We start from the raw sequence: 25,780 nt of genomic DNA, 5'->3' as shown, positions 1-25,780 counted from the left end.
ATTGGAGAGTAATATTATAGAGAAATTTATATAAATTTCTTTAAAAATGATTACTTGGATTTTTAAGTTGTAAGTAAGGTTAGTCATTATTTGCAAGTAAAAATATTAAATGTTTTTGGAGAGGAGAATTTAAATGAATAAGAAAAAGATTAAAAAGCTTATTAAAAGTGCTTTAGCTACTACTTGTGCAGTGAGTGTAATAACAACAACTTCTGTTACTGCTTTTGCAAGCTATAGTGGAGAGGAAAGTAAAGAGAGTGAAGGGAATACTAGAGTTGAAGCTGAAATTTATCCAGTACCTCAAAGTTTAGAACATTCTTCTACTGAAGGAATGAGTTTAGAGGGAGAAGTTAACATAGTTTATCATGGTGAACAAGAAACAGCGACTTCTGAAAGACTTGAGAGAGCTTTAAATGAAAATAATATTCCTTTCAATGTGTCAGAAAATATTGAAGAAGGAAAGGCTAATATTATAGTTTCTTCAGAGGGTGATCACTGTGAGGTTTGTTCTGATGGAAAAGTAGAAGATAGCGAGGTTCTAACACATAAAGAAGGTTATGTATTAAAAACAAGTAATGATATTAATGAAAAAGGAAATATATCTATAATAGGTTCAGATAAAGATGGTGCTTATTATGGAGTTTTAACTTTAAGCCAAATTTTAGAGCAATCTAATGATGAGAATAAGTTTGCTGAAGTGGTTGTAACTGATTATCCAGAAATAGAGTTTAGAGGATTTATAGAAGGATTTTATGGAGTACCTTGGAGTCATGAAGATAGAATGAACTTAATGAAGGATACTAGTGAATACAAAATGAATACTTATATCTATGCGCCTAAGGATGATCCTTACCATAGATTAAATTGGAAGGATTTATATCCAGAGCAGGAGGCAAAGCAAATTGCTGAGCTTGCTAAGGCAGGGGCAGAAAATAACTTTAATTTCTGCTGGACAATTCATCCAGGAGCTACTCTTCAATTTACTGATGAGGATTTTGATGCTCTTATTAATAAATTTGAACAACTTTATGATTTAGGAGTTCGTCAATTTGGAGTTCTTTTTGATGATACAGATGACTGGTCAAGAGGAAAAATGCAAGCAGAATGGATTAATAGGATAGATACAGAATTTGTAAAAGCTAAGGGTGATGTAGCCCCTATGATAGTTATATCTGCAAGATATAATTCAGCGTGGGGACCAAATATGGAAAGATATTTTAAGCCTTTTATGCAAACATTACATGAAGATATACAAGTAATGTGGACAGGTCATGCGACGATGTCAAATGTATCTAAAGAAGTTTTTGAATGGCCTAAAATTCAAACTGGGGTTGATAAGGATGTAGCTGTTTGGTGGAACTATCCTGTAAATGATTATTGTGATAGTAGAATATTAATGGCCCCACTTCACAATTTAAACCAAGATCTTGATAATGTTAGTGGATTTTTCTCAAATCCAATGAATCAAGCTGAAGCTTCAAAGGTAGCTTTATATAGTATAGCTGATTATACTTGGAATACTGATGAGTTTGATTATATGAAAAGCTGGGAAACTTCTATAGAAAAGTTTGTACCAGAAGTAAAAGAAGAGTTTATGAGATTTGCTTCTAATACATGTTATTTAAAAGATGATGGAGGAGCAAGTGGTCCTTTTGAGTATGATGAATCTTGGTATTTAGTAGATAAAATAGATGCTTTAAAAAATGCTATAGCAAATGGAGAATCAACATTAGAAGCTGCAAAAGCTTTATTGGAGGAATTTAAGTTAATAGTATCTGATTATGAAAGTATTACTTCTAAAGTTACAAATGAGAATCTTTTAGATGAAATAAAACAACATTTAAATGCCTACAAAGCTTTAGGAGAAGCAGGTGTCGCAGCTATGGAGGCTATAATTGTTGCCGAAGAAGGAAATGTTGAAGAATGGTTAAATAAAAGTAATCTTGCTGAGGAAAAACTTGAGCTAATGACCACTTATAAGATTATAAGCGGTGAGGGAGATGGAGAAAAAGAGAATGTAGTTGCTGTTGGAGAGAAAAGGCTTAAACCTCTAGTTGAAGAATCTGTAGATTTCTCAAAAAGTATTATTAGTAATTCATTATTACCAAATTCAAATGCAGAATTCAATACTTCAGTTGAAGGAATTGAAAATACAGAGGTTATATTTGAAAATGGTAATTTTAGTGTATCAAATATTGAAAATTTAAATTTAAAGGAAAATGATTATATTGAAATAGTGCTTCCTAAGGCATTAAAATTGAGAAAAATAAATTTAAATTCAGATAGTTATGAGGGGTTAGAAATTCAATATTCTCTAAATGGATTGGAGTGGAATAATGCTGAGGCTAATTTAGAGGATGGTATTCTAAGTGTAAATGAAGTTTTAGATTCTACTTTTGTAAGAGTTGTCAATACTTCAGAAACTCCTAAAACTATAAATTTAAATAAATTAGAGTTATTACCAGTTTATAAAGCTAAACCAACAATAAAAGAAAATATAGGAGCTTATCAAAATTATACTATAGATAAAGCTATCGATGGAAACATGGATACTAAATATTGGTCAGATAAAGCAACAGGAAATGGTCATTATGTACAGGTAGATTTAGGTACGCCAATACCTTTATACGATATAAAAACTCATTTTGCACAAACTGATTATATGAGAAATTCTGAGTATTTAATTTCAGAAGATGGTATTAGTTGGACTTCTTTAGGAGAGCTTCAATATTCTGATGAGGGTGGAAAAAAAGTAGCTAAAGCTAATGCAGAAGGAAAAGTAGCAAGATATATTAGAATTGAAGCTAAAGGAGAAAATGATGGCTACTGGGTTCAAATACATGAAATAGAGTTTAATAAGACTGTACCAGATATGGGAGATAGTTCAGTATCCTTAGTTAATGGAACACCTTTAGGTAATTTTGAAAACTTATATGATGGAGATTTATCAACAGCTTATGAGTCTGATACTGTAGCTGAAGGAGATGCATTGGTTTATAAAATGACTAAGATAACTAATGTAAAAGAGTTAATGTTTTTACAAGATGCTGAAAGGATATCTGAAGCAAAAATAAGTGTTAAGGGCTTAGATGGAAATTGGAAAGAAGTAGGAATTTTGAATAGACAGTTAAATACTTTAACTGTAAATGATGTTATAACTGAAGTTAAAATTGAATTTGATGCTTCAAAACCATCGCCAAAAATATATGAGATTATAGCTAGAGAAAGAGAAGCTCAAGAGGAAATAGTAGTAAATCCAGTAAGAAATTTTGTGACATCTGAGATTAATAAAAAAGATGTAACTGTAAATTGGGAAGCGCCAGAATATTCATTCGGATTAGAAAGTTATATTCTTTATAAGGATGGAAAGAAGGTTGGTGAAGTTCCAGCAAATGAAACAAGCTATACTTTTAAGGGATTAAATAGACATACTATTTATAACTTTAAAATAGCTGCTAAGTACTCTAATGGAGAGTTGTCAAATAAAGAGTCATTAACAATAAGAACTGCAAGATAAGTTTAATATGGACTAAAATTAAATATTTAAAATAAATTAAGGAAGGCTATGTTTTAAATTATTATTAATTTTTATATATAACTATAAGGAGAACTTAATTAATGCTGATTTACAAAATTAAGTTATGGCTTAAAGTTTATAAAAAATAATAATTTAGTAAAAACATAGCCTTTAAAATGTAATTTAAGGAGATATATTAAAGGATAAAGTATATAATCATATAGCCAGATAAAATAAGCTTTGTGTATAATAAGCATAATAAGTTAAATTAAAGGAGTGTTATTTTTGAATCAAATTTTAAAATCCATAAGTGAAGAGGAGTTTAAAAAGAAGGTAAATATAAGATTTAATAATATCTTAGACGGTTTTGATAAATATTCTAATGGTCTTTTAGAGCATAGAGACACCAATGAATCATTTGAAGAAAAAGAAGAAGATTTTATTAGCTTTTTTAAAGAGGCATTAAAGTTTAATAAAGGAAAGATAATAATAGATTTTTACATAAAAAATTTAGATGATGAAAGTAAAGAAAAGCTTTTAAGAGACTTAGGAGAAAAAGATAAAGAGATGTTAATAAGAAATATAAACAATAGAGAGATAAAAAGTGTTTACTTTGAGCTTGAGAATGAGGAACTTATTTCATTTATAACTAGACTAAATACAAGAGAATTATTTTTTTGTACAGTATATTTTACGGAAAATCCTATGACTATATGGGGAAATTATAATTTGAGTTTTCCTATGTTCTTTAAAGAAAAATATATTCTAGAAACATATAAAGGTTTAGCGAAAAAGCATAATTTAAACGTACGAGGAATAGTATTAAAGTAAGAAATTGATTTTGAGGGGATTTATGAAGCTTCTTAATAAATTAGTGATTACTTTTTTTATAATAATAGCAATTATTATTAGTTCATATTTTTTTATGCCAATTAAACTAGAGGCTGCTTTTAATATGTTAAGTGAAAATCCAAAATTTATAGTGATTACAGAAAAGAAAAAGAATGAATCTGGTAGTTCAGAGTTTAATAATTATAAAATAGATAATGATGAAAACATAAAGATTTTATATGATGATATTAAGAAAATAAAAATAGTTAGAACTCTTAAAGAGTCATTAAATTTAAATGAGTATAATATATATATGGGAGAAGAATATATTAGAGTTTCATTAATGGATGATTTTATCAAAGTGGGGGATGAAACTTTTAGAGTAGTAGATTCTGAGAATAGATATAATGAGTTACTTAGTAAAATAAAAGAAAGTTTTATTGAATAGAAAAATAAGAAAAGAGAGGGAGTATTAGTTCCCTCTTATTTATATATTATTTAACTTCAAATATCCAACCTTCAGGAGCTTTCACATCTCCAAATTGCATTCCAGATAAAAGTTCATAAAGTTTTTTAGTAGTAGGACCAACTTCAGTTTCACTATAGAAAACATGAAGTTTATCTTCATATTCTATTCCTCCTATTGGAGTTATAACAGCAGCTGTACCACAAGCACCAGCTTCAGCGAATTCATCTAAATTATCTATTAAAACATCTCTTTCGAATACAGGCATTTTTAAATAATCTTTAGCTATTTGCATTAAAGAATATTTTGTTATACTAGGTAGTATTGATTCTGAATATGGAGTAACAAATTCACCTTTTTTTGTTATTCCAAAGAAGTTTGCAGCACCGACCTCTTCAATTTTAGTATGAGTTGCTGGATCTAAGTATATACAGTCAGCATATCCTTTTTTAGCTGCTATTTCATGAGCTTTTAAACTTGCTGCGTAATTTCCACCAACTTTAGCGGCACCAGTTCCTTTAGGAGCAGCTCTATCATAATCTGCAATCATAAAGTTTACAGGTTTCATTCCACCTTTAAAGTATGGTCCAACAGGAACGCAGAATACTGAGAATATAAATTCAGGAGCAGATTTAACTCCAATATTATCACCAACACCTATCATGAAAGGTCTTATGTAAAGAGTTGCACCAGTACCATATGGAGGTACAAATCTCTCATTAGCTTTAACAACTTGCATACAAGCATCTATAAACTTTTCAACCGGTATTTCAGGCATTAAAAGTTTATCACATGATCTATTCATTCTTTTAGCATTTTCATCTACTCTAAAAAGTTGAATCTTTCCATCTTTTCTTCTATAAGCTTTTAAACCTTCAAAGCATTGCTGACCATAGTGTAGAGCAGTTGAAGCTTCACTTATGCTTAATTTGTTGTCTGTAACTAATTTTCCTTCATCCCACTTACCATCTTTATAATGAGAAATATAACGGTAATCTGTTTTCATATAAGAGAAACCAAGATTGTTCCAATCAATAGCTGTCTTTTTATCCATAGTTTAACACTCCTATCAAAGTTTAATACTTTTTAATTTTATCACTTTACATAGAAAAATGAAAGATTAAAAAACAAAAATTGCAAAATAAAATTATTTTAATGTTAAAATTAAAAATAAATAATGTGGAAATAATACAAAAAATTAATATTTATTATTATCCTCTTATATGAAATTAAAGAAAATTTTATGATATAATGTAAGAAAAAACAAATGGAAGAGGGAGAAGGGTATGGAGAAATTTTACGAATTAAGCATTAGAAGTGAAGAATCAGCATTACATAAACTAATAACACCAGTTATGATTATATCTTTATTTTTTGCAGCAGGAATATTCATGTTTGTAGGATTAATACCGGCATTAATCTTTTTATTAATAATATGTTTACCACTTTTTATAGCAAAAAGACTATCTATGGTTGAGTATGATTATGAATTTACTGATGGAGAACTTGAGATAAGTGCTATTTACGAGAGAGTTAGAAGAAAAGTAAAGGGTAATATAAATTTAAGAGAAGCTGAAATTGTGGCACCTTTAGGAAATGGTGAACTTAAAAGATATTCTAATGCAAAGATAAAAAAATGCTACAATAAAGTTCAAGATGGGAAAAAAGTTTATGTTATAGTAGTAAGATGGGAAACAAAAATGGTTGCATATGAAGTTTTAATAGATCAGAAAATGCTTGATTTATTTTTCTTTTCAAATCCTCAAAAAGTTATTAGATAATATAAAATGTGATAAAAATACCATGATTTTAATAAATTGAAATCATGGTATTTTTTTATAAGATAAATACATAAAATATACTTACCATATATAAATTATAAATAAAATATTAATTATGTAAACATATTATTTAATGAATATCATAGTCTATTGAAAAAATAGCATATAAGAATTATTATTAAGTAAAAAATATATGAAATTTTATTTAATTTATTTAATAGGAGGTGTTTTTTTTGAAAAATAAATGTAAAGTTTTAGATGGTTTATTTTTATCATTACTTTTAGAAGTATCTATACTTCTTATAATACTTTCTTTAAGGTTACAAAGTTTAAATTTAGAAGATTTTATATTAATAGGTATAATGATCGTTATTTCTTTTTTTGCATATTTAAAGGGATCAATATTTTCTATAATTTCAAGTATAATAACAATATTTATATATGCATCCTTAAACTTATATAATAACTTTGTAAAGTTAGAAGAAGTAAGTCCTAATGTGTACATATGGATAATTTTTATTCCGATAATAACTATAACTATAGGATGTTTTTCAACAATTTTAAATCAAATTCAAGAAGAGTATATGAAAATTAAAGAATCACATGAAAGTTTAGTTACAATAGATAAAAGAACAGGCTTAAGTAATTTAAGAGGATTTTATCAAGATATAGGAAGAGGAATAAGTAAGGCTAAAAGAAGAGGCTATGCTTTAACACTTATGATTATAACTTTTCCATATTTTAATGAATTTAAATCCATATTAGATCCAAATAGTTTAAAAGAGCTAGAGGTTGATATAGCTGATGCATTAAGTTCTTCAGTTAGAAATGAAGATATAACTTATAAATTTGGAGAGGATTATTTCGCTGTACTAATGGAAGAAACAGATATAAAAGGGGCAGAAGTAGTTAAGAAAAGATTAAAGGAGAAACTTCAAAATATAAGTAAGAGAGTTAAAAATAAAGATGAAAGTATTATGTTAGAAGTTAAAATAGGAATTGCTCAGTATGATGAAAATATTAAAAATGCCATAGAATTTAAAGAAATAGCTGAAAGAGAATTAGAGTTTGATGTATAAAAAAGTTTTAGCACTTTTTTTATCAGTATTTCTAATATTTTTGGTAGTTCCATTTAAAAAAACTATGGCATTAAGCAAAGAAGAGAAGGTTTTAGTATTATATGATAAGGAAACTATTTTTTCTTTAAACTATAATATTTTAAACTCTGTAAGTGAACTCTTAGGAGCTTATGGGAATAAAAAAGCTGAAGCTATGAATATCCATGATTATAAAAAGGATGATATTAATAACTACAATTGTGTAATGGTGATATCTATAGATGGAAATATAGAAAATAGGGAGTTAAATAAGGATTTAAATGATTATAAGGGTAAGATATATTTTATAGGAACTGGTTTGGAAAAATATATGGACCTAAAAAAATATAACTTAGAATATATAGTTAAAAATTTAAACATAGAAAGTGTAAATTATAATAGGAATGATTTTAAAAATCATGATGAAACAAAGAAGTTTTACATAAGTAAAAATATTGATTCAGTAGTTATAAATCCTAAAGAGGTTGATAAAGTATATTCATATGTTAGTGATGGGAGAGAACAGTATCCTAATATATGGATTAAAGAGAATTTATATCATATGTCTCTTTTACCAGATGAAACTATGAATCTTTTCATGTTAGCTGATTCTTTAAATGATTTTTTTCAAATAAATAGAGAAGGAAAACCAAAAATCTTTGTAAGAATAGAAGATGTTCATCTTTTTAGAGATACAAATGAGTTAAGAAAAATGGCTGATTATCTATATGGAGAAGGAATACCATTTATTATAGCTCTTATACCAACATATAAAAATTTAAAAACAGGCCATGTAACTAAGCTTTCTGATATGCCAGAGTTTGTTGATACAATAAAATACATGCAGGATAGAGGAGGAAGTGTAATTTTGCATGGATATGACCATGGTGGATTTAAAGGTGCTAATGACGACGAGGATTTTGAGTTTTGGGATGGAGAGAATAACTCACCTGTTAATTGGGATTTAAGTACATATATACACGATAATATGGGAGATGCTATAAAAGAGTGTGTAAAAAATGGAATTTATCCTTTAGGATTTGAGGCACCACATTATGGCATGGATTCAAAAGGATATAAGGAGATTAAAAAATATTTTTCAACTTATGTTGGACAATATCAAAGTAGCGATGATAATTTTACAACAACATCGTATCCTTATATATTAAAGAATACAGAATGTTTTAACATGTTAATACCTGAAAACTTAGAGTATGTAGATCCTAATGATGAAATGTGGTTTAGTAATTTTCAAAGAAATTTTGATATTTTAAATATAGTTAGAGCACCAGAAGGAGGATTCTTCTATCATTCTTTCGTAGGCATGGATGACTTAAAGAAGGTAATCAATTTCTTAAAATCAAAAAATGTTGAGTTTTTAAATCTAAAAGATTATAACAATTGGGTTAAGTGGGAAGGTATAGATATTAAGTCTAGCGATGGTGTTGTTTCAATAAATTATTCTAAAGATTCATTAAATAAAGAGCAAAGGGATAATGTAAGTAAAGGTAATAATAAACTTATAAACAATATAAATAATATATTAATTATAGTTGTTGGAGGATTTATTATAGTATTTATAATAATTTTTATAAATTTCAAAATAAAAGGAAAGAAAAAGTTTTATAGGTGATAATATGAGTAATACAGTAGTAAATTATTTATTTCTATATTCCTTAGCCTCTATATGGGTATTGCTTTTAATAAATATAATTTTATCTTTAGGAGGCTATAAATATTATTCTTATATAAATAATAAAAAATTTCCTCTTCTTAAAGATAGCGAATGTCCTACAGTTTCAATATTAGTTCCAGCTCATAATGAAGGCAGAGTTATATATAAGACAGCAAAATCACTTCTTTCTTTTAATTATCCAAAGGATAAGATGGAACTTATAGTCATAAATGATAATCCAAGTGATAATACAGGAGAAGAGTTGGAAAGAGCCAAAAGAGACTTTCCAGAATGCACATTTAAAATAATAACAACAGATAGTGTAACAGGTGGAAAAGGAAAGTCTAATGCTTTAAATTTGGGATATAAAGAATCTACTGGAGATTATATTGCCATTTATGATGCTGATAATACAGCGGAAAGTTTAGCTTTAAGACATTTAATAACTAGGATTCATAAAGATAGAACTTTAGGGGCTGTTATAGGAAAATTTAGAACTAGAAATAAGAAGAGAAATCTTTTAACTAAATTTATAAATATAGAAACTTTAAGTTTTCAATGGATTGCACAAGCTGGTAGGTGGCAACTTTTTAATTTATGTACAATTCCAGGAACTAATTTTGTTATAAGACGAAGTATAATAGAAGAACTTGGTGGATGGGATACTAAAGCTATTGCAGAAGACACAGAAATAAGTTTTAGAATATATCAATTAGGATATAAGATAGCCTTTCATCCCTTAGCGGTAACATGGGAACAAGAGCCACAAGTTTTAAAAGTATGGTTTAAACAGAGAACGAGATGGGCGAAGGGAAATATATATGTTTTAGCTAAATATATCAAAACAATATTTAAGGGGAATCCTAAGACAGTAATGTTCGATATATCATACTTTTTCACAGTATATTTTTTATTTTTAGCATCTGTGATTATATCTGATAGTTTATTTATACTAGGAATATTTACAGATTTAAAGGTTACGGTTTCCGCCAATTTCATTCTATTATGGGTATTGGCTTACGTTTTATATATATTGGAAGTTTCAATAACTTTAACTATAGAAAAAGGTGAAGGAACCATTGAAAATATCTTTTTAGTTGCAATAATGTATTTTACATATTCACAACTTTGGTTAATTGTAACCATAAATGCAATGATTCAATATGTTAAAGATAAATTGTTCAAAAGAGAAGTTAAGTGGTATAAAACAGAGAGATTTGATTAACAGAAGATTAGAGGTGATATGAATGAGAAAAATAATTAGTTCCTTTTTAATATGTAGCTTTATACTATCAAGTAACTTATTTGCTACTAAGGCCTATGGATCTGAATATTATGATAATGTGTTAAGTAAAAATTTTATATTTGGAAGTGATTATAAAGAAAGTAGTGTTATATCTTCAGAAAGTATTTATTTTGATATAAGCAAAATGTGGGATGTTCAGGATGCTTATTTAAATTTAATATTTACTCAAAGTGAACTTTTAATAGATGATATATCTACTCTTACAGTATATATAAATGATGTACCAATAAGTTCAACAAAATTAAATGGAAAGTTTAAGTATAAAGAGACATGGAAAGTTCCTATACCAAAGGATGTTTTAAAAGAAGGAGTAAATCAAGTTACTATAAAATCAGCAAGGAGAATAAGTGATCTTCCTTGTACTGATGATAGTAACCCTGCAAACTGGATTGTTTATAGTAAAGATTCCTTTGTTCATGTTGATTTTAAGGAATTAAACTCTCCAGCGACACTTCAATATTATCCATATCCTTACTTAAAAAGTAGTGATGTAAAAGGAAACTTTAAAGTTTGCTTACCAGATAATTATAATAGTGATGAGGCTACTGCAGCTATGTATGTTGGAAGTTCTTTAGGGACTTTGAAAAAAAGTGATGAGTTACATGGTAGTATAAGTACTTTTTCAGAGATTAAGGAAGATTCAAATGACGACTTGATTTTCATTGGAACTAAAGGAAATACTCCTAAAGAGTTTATAAGTCTTTTAAGTGGAGAAGAGGAAAAGAGATTAGATAATGAAGCTATTATAAAACAAGTTATATCTCCTTATAATAAGGAAAAAAGATTACTATTAGTAATAAGTAACAATCCTAAACTTCTTACTAAGGCAACTAGGGCTTTAGGAAATGAAAATATAATTAAAGAAGAGCCTAATAATGTTATGTTCATAAATGAAGATATGAAAGTTATAACTCCAGAGTCTAATAATGGAGTACAAATGACCTTTGAAAATCTTGGATATGATAATGCATTTATGGAAGGTCCATTTAAACAAACAATGAATTTAAGTGTAGGTATTCCAAAAAATAGAGTGTTAAATGACCAAGCAAGCATAGTGACAAAGGTTAAATATTCTAAGAATCTAGATTTTAATAAGTCACTTTTAACGGTATTAGTTAATGGAGTGCCTGCTGGAAGTAAAAAGCTTTCTGCTGATAATGCTGATAATGATAGTTTAGAAGTTAAAATACCAAAAGAAGTTAGGAACGATTCTTCTCTAAACGTTCAGGTAAGGTTTGATTTAGAGATGAAAGATGAATATTGTGATTTTACAGAACAACAAACTCCTTGGGCTTTTGTTTCAAAGGATTCATATTTAAACCTTTCCTTTACAGATAGAACTGGTTATGACTTAAAATATTTACCATATCCATTTTTAAAAAATAATTCTATAAATAATACTGTTATTGTTCTTCCTGATAAACCTAATTTAGAATACTTGAATATGGGATTAGATATTAGTTCTTATATTGGAAGAAACATAAATGGAAATAGTGGGGAAATCCAAGTGGTTAAGTATTCAGACTTAACAGATGATTTGAAGAAAAAGAATCTTATACTTATAGGAACCCCAGAGGAGAATCCACTTATAAAAGATGTTAATAACTCATTACCAATAAAATTTAATGAGGATTTTACTTCTTTTGAAGGAAATGATAAGTTAAACATGAATCCTGACTACGCTAAAGAAATTTCTTCTATACAATTGTGCAAGTCAACTTTTAATAATGAGAATGGAGTTATGGTTATAACTGCTCCAAATGCTAAATCACTTGTGTATGCAGAAGAATATTTAAGTGATGAAGCTTTAATAAATAAACTTGAAGGAAAAGCCGTGCTAATAGATCAAAAAGGTAATACAACATTTTTAAAAGATGAAAATAGTAAGGTTCAACAAGAGGAAGTTAATAAAAAACAAATACTTAGTACACAGGGAAAAGTTCTTTTAGGATTTGTAGCTGTAATAGGTATTTTACTTATAGTTTCAGTGATAACAATAAGAAAGAAATATAAGAAAAACAAGTAAATTTAAACTTTACATAAAGAAGGCAATGTTAAAACCATTGCCTTCTTTACTTATAATAAATTATAAGTAAAGTAAGAACAATTTTAAGGATTAAAAGGTATAGGATTTGATTTCTTTTAAGGATATTATTTTTCAAAACCTGTTTCTTTTAAAGAATTAAAGCTAATTCACAATAAAAGGAATAGGTGTGATATAAGTAAAAATAGAGTCGAAATTAAGCTATTTTAACGATAAAAATGATTAATTAAAATATAATAAATGGTAAAATTATTAATTTATTAAATATTTAAGATTAATATTCAATAAATGGTATCTTATGCTATAATATAAAATAAGATTTAGTTAAAAGAAAATAATATTTCTTAACTAAATTTTAATAAAAACTATGGTTAAATGCTTAAAATCCAAATTAGTATGGGGTGGATTTAAGAATCTATAGTTATTATATAACTTCAAAAATAACAAGGGGGCATTAAAATGGAAGTAAAAAAATATGTAGACAATTTAATGGAAGATTTAAAGAAGAATAACCCTGGAGAAAGTGAGTTTTTAGCGGCTGCAGAAGAGGTTTTATATTCTTTAGTACCTGTTCTTGAAAAAAATCCAAAGTACATTGAAGAAGGAATTTTAGAAAGAATGGTAGAGCCTGAAAGAGTTATAATGTTTAGAGTTCCTTGGGTTGATGATGCTGGAAATGTAAGAGTTAACAGAGGATATAGAGTACAGTTTAATAGCGCTATAGGACCATATAAAGGCGGGTTAAGATTTCATCCCTCAGTTAATTTAAGTATAATAAAATTTTTAGGATTTGAGCAAATTTTTAAAAATTCACTAACAACTCTTCAAATTGGTGGAGGAAAAGGTGGATCAAATTTTGATCCTAAGGGAAAATCAGATAGAGAAATAATGAGATTCTGTCAAAGTTTTATGAGTGAGCTTTATAGACATATAGGTCCTAATACAGATGTGCCAGCTGGAGATATTGGAGTTGGTGGAAGAGAAATAGGATATATGTTTGGTCAATATAAAAAGCTTAAAAATTCTGTAGATGCTGGAGTTTTAACTGGAAAGGGCTTAACTTATGGTGGAAGCTTAGCTAGAAAAGAAGCTACAGGATATGGATTAGTATATTTTGTAGATGAAATGTTAAAAGATAATGGGCAAACAATAGAAGGAAAAACTGTTGTTATTTCTGGTTCAGGAAACGTTGCAATATATGCTACAGAAAAAGTTCAAGAGCTTGGTGGAAAAGTAGTTGCTTTGTCAGACTCATCAGGATATGTATATGATGAAAATGGAATAGATTTAGCAGTTGTAAAAGAAATTAAGGAAGTTAAAAGAGGAAGAATTTCTGAGTATGTAAATTATATTAAAAGTGCTAAGTTTACTGAGGGATTTTCAGGAATTTGGAATATTAAATGTGATATAGCACTTCCTTGTGCAACTCAAAATGAAATAGATGAAAATAGTGCAAAAACTCTAATTGAAAATGGAGTAATTGCTGTAGGAGAAGGTGCAAATATGCCTTCAACTTTAGAAGCTCAAAAACTTTTTGTTGATAGTAAAATTTTATTTGCTCCAGCTAAAGCAGCTAATGCTGGTGGAGTAGCCACTTCAGCTTTAGAGATGAGTCAAAATAGTTTAAGAATGTCTTGGTCTTTTGAAGAAGTTGATTCAAAACTTAAGGATATAATGAAAAATATCTATTACAATTCTAGAAATGCAGCTTCTGAATACGGATATGATGGGAATTTAATAGTTGGTGCTAATATTGCTGGATTCAAGAAGGTTGCAGATACTATGTTAGATCAAGGCATTGTATAAGACAAAATATATTGAAACTTTAATTATAAAATAATGAGTTTAATATAACCAGTTTTTGTTATTATTTTAAGAAGAAACTATATCAAAACTTTAAAGTTTTGATATAGTTTCTTCTGTTTTTTTCTTTTTACTTATGATATATTAAATGATGTTATGTTAATAATTTATGTGAAATCATAATTTATTTAGAAAGGAACAGAAGATATGGCAAAGATAACTAGTAGAAATAATGATTTTTTAAAGATGCATAGAAATTCGACTTCTCCTAAGGTATATTCTTTATTGTTAGAACTTATAAATGATGATAGAGAAGATTTAGCAAATGAAGTAATAAAGATAGATTATTTAGTTGATTATTTTAATACATGTATTAAGAAAAGAGATAAAAAAGAGGGAAAGGAAACTCTAGATAGAATAAATGCAAGACTTTCTAAATTAGAGAAAGAGGGAATAGACACTTCTCATTTCGAAACCCTTTGTGAGAATATATTAAAAAATAATAAGGTTAAACTTTAGAATAAAAGGATGGGATGCCAATGAATAAATTTTTAGAATTAGGATTAAGTGAAGAGGTTGCAAAATCATTAATAGGATTAAATATAAGTGATCCAACAGATATTCAAGAAAAAGCTATACCAGAAATTTTAAAAGGGAAAAATGTTATAGGAAAGGCTGAGACAGGAACGGGAAAAACTTTAGCATATTTACTTCCTATAATAGAAAATATTGATGACTCAAAAAATGAGATGCAAGCAATAATATTATCACCAACTCATGAATTAGGAGTTCAAATAAATAATGTTTTAAATGACCTTAAAAGAGAACTTGGAAAGAAAATAACTTCAACAACTCTAGTTGGTAGTGGAAATATAAAAAGACAAATGGAAAAGCTTAAAAATAAGCCACATATACTTGTAGGAACTACAGGAAGAATTTTAGAGCTTATAAACAAAAAGAAAATAACAGCTAATACTATTAAAACCATAGTTATTGATGAGGGTGATAAACTATTAGATTTTATAAACATAAAAGATGTTAAAAGTGTTGTAAAAGCTTGTCCTAGAGATACACAAAAACTTATATTTTCAGCTACTATGAATGAAAAAGCTTTAGAAACAGCAGAAGAATTAATTGGGGAAAGTGAACTTATACAAGCAAAAGCTGTCAATAAAGTTAATGAAAATATATCACATGGATATTTTCAGGTTGAATTAAGAGATAAAATAGATTTTTTAAGAAAGCTTATACATGCTATTGGAGATAAGGAGAAAATCATAGTATTTATAAATAATAGTTATAATATAAACAATGTAATTCAGAAGTTAAAGTATAATAAAATAAATGCAGTCTCTCTCCATGGAAGTGATAATAAGATGGATAGAAAGAATGCTCTTCAAGATTTTAGAAAAGGAAAGGCAAAGGTTTTAATAACTTCAGATGTATCTGCAAGAGGCTTAGATATAAAGGGAGCTACACATATAATAAATTTAGATATACCTATGAATCCTCAAAATTATTTACATAGAGTAGGGCGTGTAGGAAGAGCAGGAGAAGAAGGCGTTGCTTATTCTTTAGCTGATTATAAAGAAGAAAAAATAGTTGGAAAATGTGAAAGACAATTAAAGGTTAAAATTCCTAGATTATATTTATATGAAGGAGAAATTCATAAGACAAATGTAAAAAACACTTCTTCAAGCAAAAGTAATAATGGAAAGAAAAAGCCTATGGGAAAGAAGCCATTTAAAAAGAAATAATTTAATTATAGATTTTATTTCTAATTTAGGTGAATGTTTAGTTTTATCTAGATATTAATACTTATCTAAAAATCAATAATGGTTTAAAATGTAGCCTTAATTTAAAGCACCGTTAAGAAGAATTCTTAAGGTGCTTTTTATTATAACTCAAAATGAAAATTTGGTGCATAAGGGAGAATTTTGGGGGGATTATACTTGAAAAGTTACTAAAGAATTAACAATTAATCAAAGCTGTTGGAGGGGGTTAGCTTATAATGTATAATAACGTTAACATAATAAATATGTATATGTGGGAGTGAAATTAGGGATGAAAAAATTTTTTGTAAGTATTTTAGCTGCTGCTATGATAGGAGCTACGTTAATGGGATGTGGAGCTAAAAATAATGATGGTACTCAGGTTGAACAAAGCAATATTCAAATGTCAATGAGTGCTTCTGATATGACTAATAAACTAGTGGAAGCAGATATGGTTAGAATGCCTATGCCAGTGGATGAGCAAACAGCCAAAGAAGTTTATCATTTAAATTTAGATGATATAGAGGAATATGGAATTGCTGAAACTGGAATATCACCAGGAAATTCTGCCATTATAATTGTAAAAGCTAAAGAGGGAAAGGTGGATTCTGTTAAGGAATCAGTAGATAAAATTTTAGAAGATAAGATTGGAAAGGCTTTTTATCCAGAGGAAGAGAAAGTTGCAAAGTCTTCAGAAGTAAAAGTTAATGGGAATTATGTTTCATTATTTGTTTTACCACAGGATCAGTTAGAAGAAGCTAATAAGATTTATGAGGAAGCATTTAAGTAATATTTAATTTTATATTTGATTTTAAATAAAAATAGCATTTGATTAACTTAAGTAATATCAAATGCTATTTTTATAGGGTGAAAGAATATAGCAAATCAAAGGATTTAAAGTTTTTAACTATATAAGACTTAATAAAAAAAGAGACTGCTACTTCTAATCAAATTAAAAGAAGAAAAAGTCTCTATAAATATAAAATTAAATTTTTAGGAGATTTAAAATGGTATTTAGTAGCATTATGTTTATATTTAGATTTTTGCCAATAGCTTTTATTATATACTACTTAACTCCAAAAAAATTTAAAAATTTAACTTTACTTATATTAAGTTTATTTTTTTATTCTTGGGGAGAACCAAAATATTTTTTTATAATGATTTTATCAATAATAGTAGATTATTCTATAAGTATATTGATAGAAAAATATAGAGGAAGAATATTTATTAGCAAAACACTTTTAATTAGTTCGATTACTTTTAATTTAGGTATGCTTATGTTATTTAAGTATATAAATTTTTTTGTTAAAAATATAAACTTAGCTTTTGGAACATCAATATCTTTAATCTATTTAACTCTTCCTTTAGGTATAAGCTTTTATACATTTCAAACTATGTCATATACTATTGATGTATATAAAGGAAAAGTTAGGGCTGAAAGAAATATAATAAACTTTGGCACTTATGTTTGTCTTTTCCCACAGCTTATAGCAGGCCCTATAGTTAGATATACTGATGTAGATAGTGAACTTAAGAGTAGAAATATGAAAATGGATCAGATTGAAGAGGGAATTAAAGAGTTTATAATAGGCTTAGGAAAAAAAGTAGTCATAGCAAATAATATAGGACTTTTATGGAATGAGATTGAAGGATTAGGAGTTAGTAATGTTTCTACTTCTCTATTATGGCTTGGAGTAATAGCATTTTCTTTGCAAATATACTTCGATTTCAGTGGATATTCTTCTATGGCTATTGGATTAGGTAGGATGCTTGGATTTAACTTTCCTCAGAATTTTAATTTTCCATATATATCAAGAAGTATAACGGAATTTTGGAGAAGATGGCATATTACCTTAGGAAATTGGTTTAAGGAGTATGTATATATTCCTTTAGGAGGAAATAGGTTAGGACGTAAAAGAACAGTATTTAATCTTTTTGTAGTATGGTTTTTAACTGGTTTTTGGCATGGAGCCGAATATAACTTTATAGTATGGGGACTTTATTTTTTTATTTTAATTATATTGGAGAAATTTTATTTGCTTAAATATTTAAATAAATATAAATTAGCATCACATATATATGGAATACTTGCTATAGTTTTTGGATGGGCGATTTTTATTTTTGAGGATTTAGGAAATATAAAATACTTGTTTCAATTAAATTGGTCCTTGGATTTTATGTATTACTTAAGAAACTACTTCTTAGTATTTTTAATAGCAATATTGGGTTCAACAAAATTTATTAATGATATTTATGAAAAAAAGATAAAGAAAAATAAATATGTAGAATGTTTTATTTTAAGTATGATATTTATAATATCAATAGCATATTTAGTTGATTCTACTTATAATCCATTTTTATATTTTAGATTTTAAATTAATTTGAAAGGAAATATTTCATGAAAAAATATCCTATGGTTTTCATATTTTTTTCTATTGTCATTCTATTGGCAACTTTTGATATGAGTAAAAAAAATATAAATTTTTCAGAGTTTGAAAATAGAATTTTAGCTAAAAAGCCTAAGTTTTCTATTGATGCATTTATGAGTGGAACTTACGGTCATGAATATGAAGAATATATAAATGATAACTTTGCTTTTAGAGAAAAATGGATAAACTTAAAGTCCATAAGTGAATATGCTCTAGGAAAAGTTGAAAATAACAATATAGTTTATGGAAAAGAGAATTATATGTTTGATAAGATTATTTCCTATGATGAGGAAAGATTTAATAACAATTTAAAAGCATTGAATGAATTTATTGATGGATATGATGGAAGAGTTACTACTATGATTGTACCTAATTCATACACCATATATGAGGAATATATTCCATGGGGATTAAAACTTTTGAATCAAGAAGAACTTATATCTAAGGTTTATGAAGCTAGTAATAAAGATACTAATATTGATTTGATAAAACTTCTAAAGAAGAATAAAGAAGATTATATATATTATAAAACAGACCATCATTGGACAACATATGGAGCTTATTTAGCGTATGTAGCCTATATGGAAAGTTTAGGGGAAAAGCCTATTGAATTAATAGATAAAGAGAAACATGAAGTTTATGGTTTTTATGGCACATATTTTTCTAAATCTAAGCTTTTTAATGCAGAAAGTGATATTCTTACTTATTATGATATAAATAATGCAACTATGGAGATTCAAGGAGAGTGTTTTAATAATCTATATGATTATGAAAAGCTAAATACGAGAGATAAGTATTCATTTTTCATAAGAGGAAATAATGGACTTACTATAATAAGAAATAATGAAATTAAAAATAAGAAAAGACTACTAATGTTTAAGGATTCTTTCGCAAACTCAATGATTCCGTTTTTAAGTGGAAATTTTGAGGAGATTCATGTTATAGATTTAAGGAGTTTTCCATTTAAGGTAAGTGAATATATAAAAGATACGAATTTTAATGAGATTTTAATATTATATAATATGGATAATTTTTTGAGAGATGTTAATATTATTAGGATAAAGTACTAAAATTAATATGACATAGTTTGACAATATTCTTGTTTTTTGAGAAAATTAAATTGTTATTTTAGTTTTAGAGAGGTAATAAAATTGAATATAAAAAAATTAGCTATAAGATACGTTTTTGTATCCTTAATACTAATATTAATTCAGTGTGAAAATGTTTTTGCATTAGGAGAGTCAGAACTTAGATTCAACAGTTTAACTTTAAAAGATGGATTATCCCAATCTTCTGTGACGAAGATATTTCAAGACAATAGAGGATATATGTGGTTTGGAACATCTGATGGATTAAATAGATATAATGGACATGAATTTGTTATATTTAGAGAAGAAGGAAATAATAAGGAAAGTATTAATTCAAGTTATATATCATCTATAGTTGAGTATGATAAGGATAATATTCTTGTTGGAACTAGTAGAGGCGTAAGCAGTATAAACATAATTACAAATAAGGTTCATAGAATGTTTGAGGATGAAGAAGGGAAAAGTAAGTTATCTAATGATAATATATGGGATATATTAAAACATAGTGATGGAACTATATGGATAGCTACTCGGAAGGGATTAAATATTTATGATCCTCAGACGGAAAAGATAGAACAAATTTTTAAAGATAAGGAACCAAAAGGGTTAAAGAGTAATGTAGTTACTTCATTATGCGAAGATAAATATGGAAATGTTTGGATAGGTACAAGTGAGGGGTTAAGTTTATTTAACACCAAAACCAAAGAATTTCAACCAATAAATAATTTAGTTGATAATGATAATTCAGCAGTTTCTACAATTTATAAAGATAGAGAAGATAATATATGGGTTGTAACAAATAATCACACTATATGCATATCTAGTAATTATAAAGATGTTAAGTTTATAGATAAAGAAATTGAGTCTTTCAACATAACTCCAAACAATGTAAATAGTATTTACGAGGATACATATGATAACCTATGGTTATCTACCCAAAAAGGATTATTAGAATATGATAAAGATAATAAAAAGATGCATCTTTTTGAAAATAGATATTATGATGATACTAGTTTAGTAGATAATAATGTGTTAACTGCATATGAGGATAGAAGTGGACTGCTTTGGTTTGGAACATATAATGGGATAAGTTTACTAAATCCTAATCAGCCATTTAAACAATATAAAAGAGAACCCAATAAAGAAAATACTCTTAGTGCTAATAGTATGAGCGGAATTTATAAGGACTCAGACGGTACTTTATGGCTTGGAACAAATTCTGCGGGATTAAATGCTCTAAATACTAAAACCGGTGACGTTAGAAATTTTTATAGTGAAATTAATGATCCAAATACCTTAAGTAGCAATGTGGTTTGGCAAATATGCGAGGCTGATAAAGATCATTTATGGGTTGCGACTCAGGGAGGAATAAATAAAATTAATAAAAAGACAGGAGTAGTTCAACGGATTGAATATCCAGAAAGCATGCAGGAAAAAAATAAAATGGATGCTAGAAATGTTTATGTAGATAAAGATGGACTTTTATGGATTGGAACTAGAGGGGGATTACAATCTTATGATGATAAGACTGGAACTTTTACTGATTATTCAAATTTATTTAAAGCTGTAGGTATTGTTGAAAATGCTGTAACAAGTATATCACAAGATGAGGAAGGTTTTTTATGGATTACTATTGGAATTGATGGTGGAGTAGTACAGTTTGATAAGGAGAAAGGAATATTAAAAAGCTATGTAAATGATAGCTTTAATAGTAATAGTCTTATAGATAACGGTGTGCGTTGTTTAGCAAAAGACTCCAAAGGAAATATTTGGATTGGAACAGATGCGGGATTAAGCAAGTTAGATCCTAAAACAGATAATTTTACAAACTATACTGTTGAAAATGGATTAGCTAATAATCTTATATACGGAATACTTATAGATAAGGAAGATAATCTTTGGATAAGCACAAATGGAGGTTTATCTAGGCTTGATACTAAAACAAATAAATTTATAAATTATACTGTTATGGATGGACTACAAAGTAATGAGTTTAATGGAAGATCATACTTTGAAAGTAAAGATGGAGAAATGTTTTTTGGGGGAATAAACGGTGTAACTGCATTTTATCCCAAAGAGGTTTTAAATTTTACAGGGAATAAAACTAAGACAAAGGTAGTAATAGATGATATCAAGATTAATAACAAGTCATATCCTTATTACGGAGGAGAGCTTAACTTAAAATACAATGAAAATAATATATCTGTGGATTTCTTTTTACCAGATTATTTAAACACAACAAAGACAACCTATGAATATAAATTAGAAGGAATTGATGAGGATTGGGTTTTTGCAAATAAAAGAAATAATGCAAATTATGCAAATCTAGAGTCCGGAACTTATAAACTTCTAATTAGAGCAAGAGATAATCATGGAGATTTAACCCCAATAACAACTTTGGATTTAAAAATAGCTCCTCCACCTTGGAGAACACCGACAGCTTATTTAATCTATTTTTCTAGTGCAGTAATAGTTATATTCTTAATGTGGAGTTACATAACGGCATTAGAAAAGACAGTTAAAAAAAGAGCTGAACAATTAAAAAAAGAGGCTAAAGAGAATGAGAAGCTTTATCTTGAAAAAGAAAAACTTTTCAAGGAAGCTACAGCTTTAAAAGATGAAATGATTCAAAGACAAAAATTTAAAAATGATTATTTTGTAAATCTTTCCCATGAACTTAGAACTCCTTTAAATGTTATATTAGCAACAGTTCAATTAATAAAATTGAAAAATAAAGAAGAGTCTTTAGGAAAATATCAAGTAGAGGATTATAGCAATACTCTTAAAAATAATGCAAATCATTTATTAAAAATAATAAATGATATAATAGATTCCTCAAAAATAGAATCAGGAGCATATAAACTTAATATAGAGAGTTGTGAGATAGTTTCTTTAGTTGAGGATACAGTATTAAGTTTAAAATCTTATATTGAAGAAAATAACTTAGAACTTATAATAGATCCAGAAATAGAGGAGTTACAAGTTGAATGTGATAAAAATGAAATTGAAAGATGTGTCATTAATTTATTATCTAATGCAATAAAATACACTCATGGACATGGAACTATTGAAGTCTATATAAAAGAATATGATGATAAAGTAGAAATTTCAATAAAAGATACTGGGGTTGGAATTTCTAAAGAACAACAAGAAATCATATTTGATAGGTTTGGACAAGCAGATAGTGTATCTAAAAAGAAATATAGAAGTAGTGGAATCGGATTAACTTTAGTAAAAAGTATAATAGAATTACATCATGGAACAATTAGGGTGGAAAGTGAATTGCAAAAAGGAAGTACATTCATAATTACATTACCTTTAAGACAAAGTGATGAATAGAATTTTTTTATAAGAGATGTATCATAATTATTGATATATCTCTTTTCCTTTAGTTCATTGCTATAAGGTTTATTAATTTATTTTTTAAGGAATTTAGAGTAATTATAATACATAAACTTTATGGAATAAGTAATGCATTAGGAGAAAGAAATGTTTGATTTAAAAAGATGTGCAATAAAAATGGCTTCCAATATAAAGGTAGTAGGGAGTAAACGAGGAAAAGTAATATTAAAAAACGATTTTATACTTAAGGGCTTATTGAAAAATAAGAAGTATGAGGAGTTAGTTGGAAGATTAATAAAGATGATGAGAGAAATAAATAAAGTTGAATTTCTTTATGATGATTTAAAACTAGTTATTTCTTATGACTGGACAAGAACTTCAGAAAAAAAAGTTGTGAATTGGATAAAGTTAATAATAGAAATTTTGCTAGATAATTATGAGGAGATTAAAAAATTTATAGAAAGAAATAATAAAGAAGAATTAATAAATTTTATAGAACATCAAGTGAGAAGTGAGCTTAAATTCATGAAATATAAATAAGTGGATATATTAGGTAGAGAAGTGCTTTATAAATATAATGATTTAAATAAAAATAATAATGTGGTAAAATATTTAATACTAAGGGAAACTTTAGAAATAGAGAAGAATAGGGTTGCCTATAAGAGTGATTTTCTTATAGGTTTTTTTATTACTAAAGGAGGAGTGAATGAAATATAAATTAAGCAAACTATTTATTGTTAGAGCTGTTATATTTAGAACATTGCTTTTTATATGTATGTACTTTATTTTACAAATAGGAATTAAAGAGATTCAAGGGATTGCAGGTATTATATTATATAGTGTTCAATTAGTAGTTAGTATTTTATATGTTATATTAGGATTAGTAGGACCAATAATTGAATTTTTTTCATGGTCATATTTTATATTTGATGATTTTATTGAAATTAGATACGGAGTTTTGTTTAAACGATATATATGTATTAAAATAGATAAAATTAAATACATAAATATATTTGAAGATCCAATATCAATGCTTTTAAGAATTAAAAGTGTTAATATATATACTGCTGGAGGAAAAGTAGGAATTCCATCTCTTAGGGAAAGCCAAGCAAAAATGTTTTATGATATAGTCAAAGAGAATATCTAGGGGTGAAAAATGAGATTTTATAAAAAAAATCATTGGTATAATATTTTTATAACTTTTTTTAGAATAATGAAAAAAGCTTGGCCTATAATAATTTTTTTAGCTTTAAAATTTAATGAGTATATTATTGAAACTATTGTAGTATCTATGGTTTTAATTTTAGTTTTTTCAATATTAAGATGGTTGAATACAAGTATTTTGATTGATGATGGTTTTTTAATATATAAAGAAGGTGCTATCTTTAAGAGAGAACTTATAGTTCCTTTAAAAAGCATATCTTTAATAGAGCTTGAAAGAAATATAATATATAGAATTTTTCATTTGAGAAAAATAAAAATCGATAGTGTATATCCTGCTTCTAAGAGAAGTGCCGAAATAGTCATGGTGCTTAAGAAAAGAGATTTAGATTTTCTTTATGGGAATTTAAGTTTAAGAATAAGAAATTTAATACATGATGAACGAGAAATAAATGAGACGTTAGCTTACAATATATCAGCAATTCATTTAATTTTATTATCAATGCTTAGAAATAATATAATATTAGGAATTGGAGTTTTATATTCTAGCATACACTTTATGAATAAAATATACAAAGGATTAAATCAAGGGTTAATAAATTTTTTTACAAATGTTATTGAAGAAAATGTAATATCTAGAAATACAATATTAGCAATATTTTTATCAGCACTTTTTTTATTTAGTATCTTATTATTAATAATATTAGTATTTTCAATATCAGCAATATTGTCTAAATATTATAAATTCACAATATACAGAAATAATAACTATTTAAAGGTGGAATATGGCCTATTAACCAGAAGAAGTTATTCAATACCAACAGATAATATACATGCTTTAAAAATAGAACAAAATATTATAAATCAAATATTTAAATTTTATACAATAAAATGTTGTGTTGTTGGATATGGAAATACGATAAAAGAAGATGAGCTTATATTCCCACTTTGTAATGATAATGGATATAGAGAAATACTTAAAAACCTTGTACCTGAATTTATATTTGAGGGAGAGATATATAAGCCAGAAAAAAGCGTAATGAGAAGATTTTATACAGTTCCTCTTCAAGTAGCTATTTATTCAGGTATAATAATATTCTTATTAACTGGAGAGATATGGGTGATGATGGTAGCTATAACTTTAGTTGTTATTGAGAGAACTTTACTTTACAGAAATACTAAGATTGGATTTGGAAAAGATTTATATTATGTAAGTTATAAGTCTTTCAATAGAAGACAATTTTTTATAAGAAAATCTAGTATGGAGGAAATTAAAGTTACATCAAATCCATTTCAAATAAGGAAAAATATAGGGAGCTTTAAACTGAGATTCTATTCCCAAAAAAAGATAGATTGGATAAAATTAAAAAATTTAAAGGTAGATATATATAATGAGCTGAAAAGATGGGCTTAGTTGAAAATCTTTTTATTTAAAATTGATGTCTGAATAGATTAGATTATTTGGACA

Annotated in this window: 19 protein-coding genes; 18 read left to right on the top strand and 1 reads right to left on the bottom strand. The window is 27.0% G+C overall.

All coding sequences use genetic code 11. The features are described 5' to 3' along the window. The first annotated feature begins 133 nt into the window (after positions 1-133). The 3 genes from AC2JAQ_RS09740 to AC2JAQ_RS09730 all read left to right on the top strand — a co-directional run bounded on the left by AC2JAQ_RS09740 (position 134) and on the right by AC2JAQ_RS09730 (position 4,796). On the top strand, positions 134-3,517 hold the full coding sequence (locus AC2JAQ_RS09740) for a beta-N-acetylglucosaminidase domain-containing protein (protein ID WP_488456276.1): 3,384 nt from the start codon (positions 134-136) through the stop codon (positions 3,515-3,517). Positions 3,518-3,793: 276 nt separating this feature from the next. Further along, positions 3,794-4,348: a hypothetical protein gene (locus AC2JAQ_RS09735; protein ID WP_488456275.1), complete on the top strand. Its 555-nt coding sequence runs from the start codon at positions 3,794-3,796 to the stop codon at positions 4,346-4,348. A 22-nt stretch (positions 4,349-4,370) separates the two neighbouring features. Beyond that, a complete protein-coding gene (locus AC2JAQ_RS09730) occupies positions 4,371-4,796 on the top strand; it encodes a hypothetical protein (RefSeq protein WP_488456274.1) in 426 nt (141 codons plus the stop codon). Between the two features lie 46 nt (positions 4,797-4,842). Here AC2JAQ_RS09730 and AC2JAQ_RS09725 read toward each other — a convergent pair whose 3' ends face one another. Continuing rightward, positions 4,843-5,868 (bottom strand): branched-chain amino acid aminotransferase, encoded by a 1,026-nt coding sequence (locus tag AC2JAQ_RS09725; RefSeq protein WP_488456273.1) that lies wholly within the window; start codon positions 5,866-5,868, stop codon positions 4,843-4,845. A 232-nt stretch (positions 5,869-6,100) separates the two neighbouring features. Here AC2JAQ_RS09725 and AC2JAQ_RS09720 point away from each other — a divergent pair, with 232 nt between their 5' ends. From AC2JAQ_RS09720 to AC2JAQ_RS09650, 15 genes are all read left to right on the top strand, one after another. Continuing rightward, positions 6,101-6,595: a DUF6106 family protein gene (locus tag AC2JAQ_RS09720; protein WP_488456272.1), complete on the top strand. Its 495-nt coding sequence runs from the start codon at positions 6,101-6,103 to the stop codon at positions 6,593-6,595. 233 nt (positions 6,596-6,828) lie between these two features. After that, positions 6,829-7,674: a diguanylate cyclase domain-containing protein gene (locus AC2JAQ_RS09715; protein ID WP_488456271.1), complete on the top strand. Its 846-nt coding sequence runs from the start codon at positions 6,829-6,831 to the stop codon at positions 7,672-7,674. Continuing rightward, complete coding sequence (locus AC2JAQ_RS09710; protein ID WP_488458797.1) at positions 7,667-9,325, top strand: DUF2334 domain-containing protein; 1,659 nt, start codon at positions 7,667-7,669, stop codon at positions 9,323-9,325. Before AC2JAQ_RS09715 ends, AC2JAQ_RS09710 begins: the two co-directional genes overlap by 8 nt. Before the next feature lie 4 nt (positions 9,326-9,329). Further along, a complete protein-coding gene (locus tag AC2JAQ_RS09705; protein WP_488456270.1) occupies positions 9,330-10,592 on the top strand; it encodes a glycosyltransferase family 2 protein in 1,263 nt (420 codons plus the stop codon). Between the two features lie 22 nt (positions 10,593-10,614). Then, the gene (locus tag AC2JAQ_RS09700) at positions 10,615-12,699 is read left to right on the top strand and encodes a cellulose biosynthesis cyclic di-GMP-binding regulatory protein BcsB (RefSeq protein ID WP_488456269.1); all 2,085 of its coding nucleotides are present in this window, start codon (positions 10,615-10,617) and stop codon (positions 12,697-12,699) included. Between the two features lie 477 nt (positions 12,700-13,176). Further along, positions 13,177-14,523, top strand: a complete 1,347-nt coding sequence (gene gdhA, locus AC2JAQ_RS09695) for an NADP-specific glutamate dehydrogenase (protein ID WP_488456268.1) — start codon at positions 13,177-13,179, stop codon at positions 14,521-14,523. A gap of 204 nt (positions 14,524-14,727) precedes the next feature. After that, on the top strand, positions 14,728-15,039 hold the full coding sequence (locus AC2JAQ_RS09690; RefSeq protein ID WP_488456267.1) for a hypothetical protein: 312 nt from the start codon (positions 14,728-14,730) through the stop codon (positions 15,037-15,039). A gap of 20 nt (positions 15,040-15,059) precedes the next feature. Beyond that, positions 15,060-16,277: a DEAD/DEAH box helicase gene (locus tag AC2JAQ_RS09685; protein ID WP_488456266.1), complete on the top strand. Its 1,218-nt coding sequence runs from the start codon at positions 15,060-15,062 to the stop codon at positions 16,275-16,277. Positions 16,278-16,584: 307 nt separating this feature from the next. Continuing rightward, a complete protein-coding gene (locus AC2JAQ_RS09680) occupies positions 16,585-17,082 on the top strand; it encodes a DUF4358 domain-containing protein (RefSeq protein ID WP_488456265.1) in 498 nt (165 codons plus the stop codon). A gap of 217 nt (positions 17,083-17,299) precedes the next feature. Continuing rightward, entirely contained in the window at positions 17,300-18,667 is a 1,368-nt protein-coding gene (locus AC2JAQ_RS09675) for an MBOAT family O-acyltransferase (protein ID WP_488456264.1), read from the top strand. 23 nt (positions 18,668-18,690) lie between these two features. Then, a complete protein-coding gene (locus AC2JAQ_RS09670; protein ID WP_488456263.1) occupies positions 18,691-19,791 on the top strand; it encodes a DHHW family protein in 1,101 nt (366 codons plus the stop codon). An 81-nt stretch (positions 19,792-19,872) separates the two neighbouring features. After that, positions 19,873-23,148, top strand: coding sequence for a ligand-binding sensor domain-containing protein (locus tag AC2JAQ_RS09665; RefSeq protein ID WP_488456262.1), 3,276 nt, complete (start codon positions 19,873-19,875; stop codon positions 23,146-23,148). A 150-nt stretch (positions 23,149-23,298) separates the two neighbouring features. Next, positions 23,299-23,691 (top strand): hypothetical protein, encoded by a 393-nt coding sequence (locus tag AC2JAQ_RS09660; RefSeq protein ID WP_488456261.1) that lies wholly within the window; start codon positions 23,299-23,301, stop codon positions 23,689-23,691. Positions 23,692-23,857: 166 nt separating this feature from the next. Next, positions 23,858-24,298, top strand: a complete 441-nt coding sequence (locus AC2JAQ_RS09655; protein WP_488456260.1) for a PH domain-containing protein — start codon at positions 23,858-23,860, stop codon at positions 24,296-24,298. A 9-nt stretch (positions 24,299-24,307) separates the two neighbouring features. Continuing rightward, positions 24,308-25,726, top strand: coding sequence for a PH domain-containing protein (locus tag AC2JAQ_RS09650; RefSeq protein ID WP_488456259.1), 1,419 nt, complete (start codon positions 24,308-24,310; stop codon positions 25,724-25,726). The last annotated feature ends 54 nt before the right edge of the window (positions 25,727-25,780 follow it).

It is taken from the genome of Clostridium sp. LIBA-8553 (genome assembly GCF_057782465.1).
The sequence above is the reverse complement of the archived record's forward strand: the minus strand, read 5'-3'. Positions and strand labels throughout refer to the sequence as shown.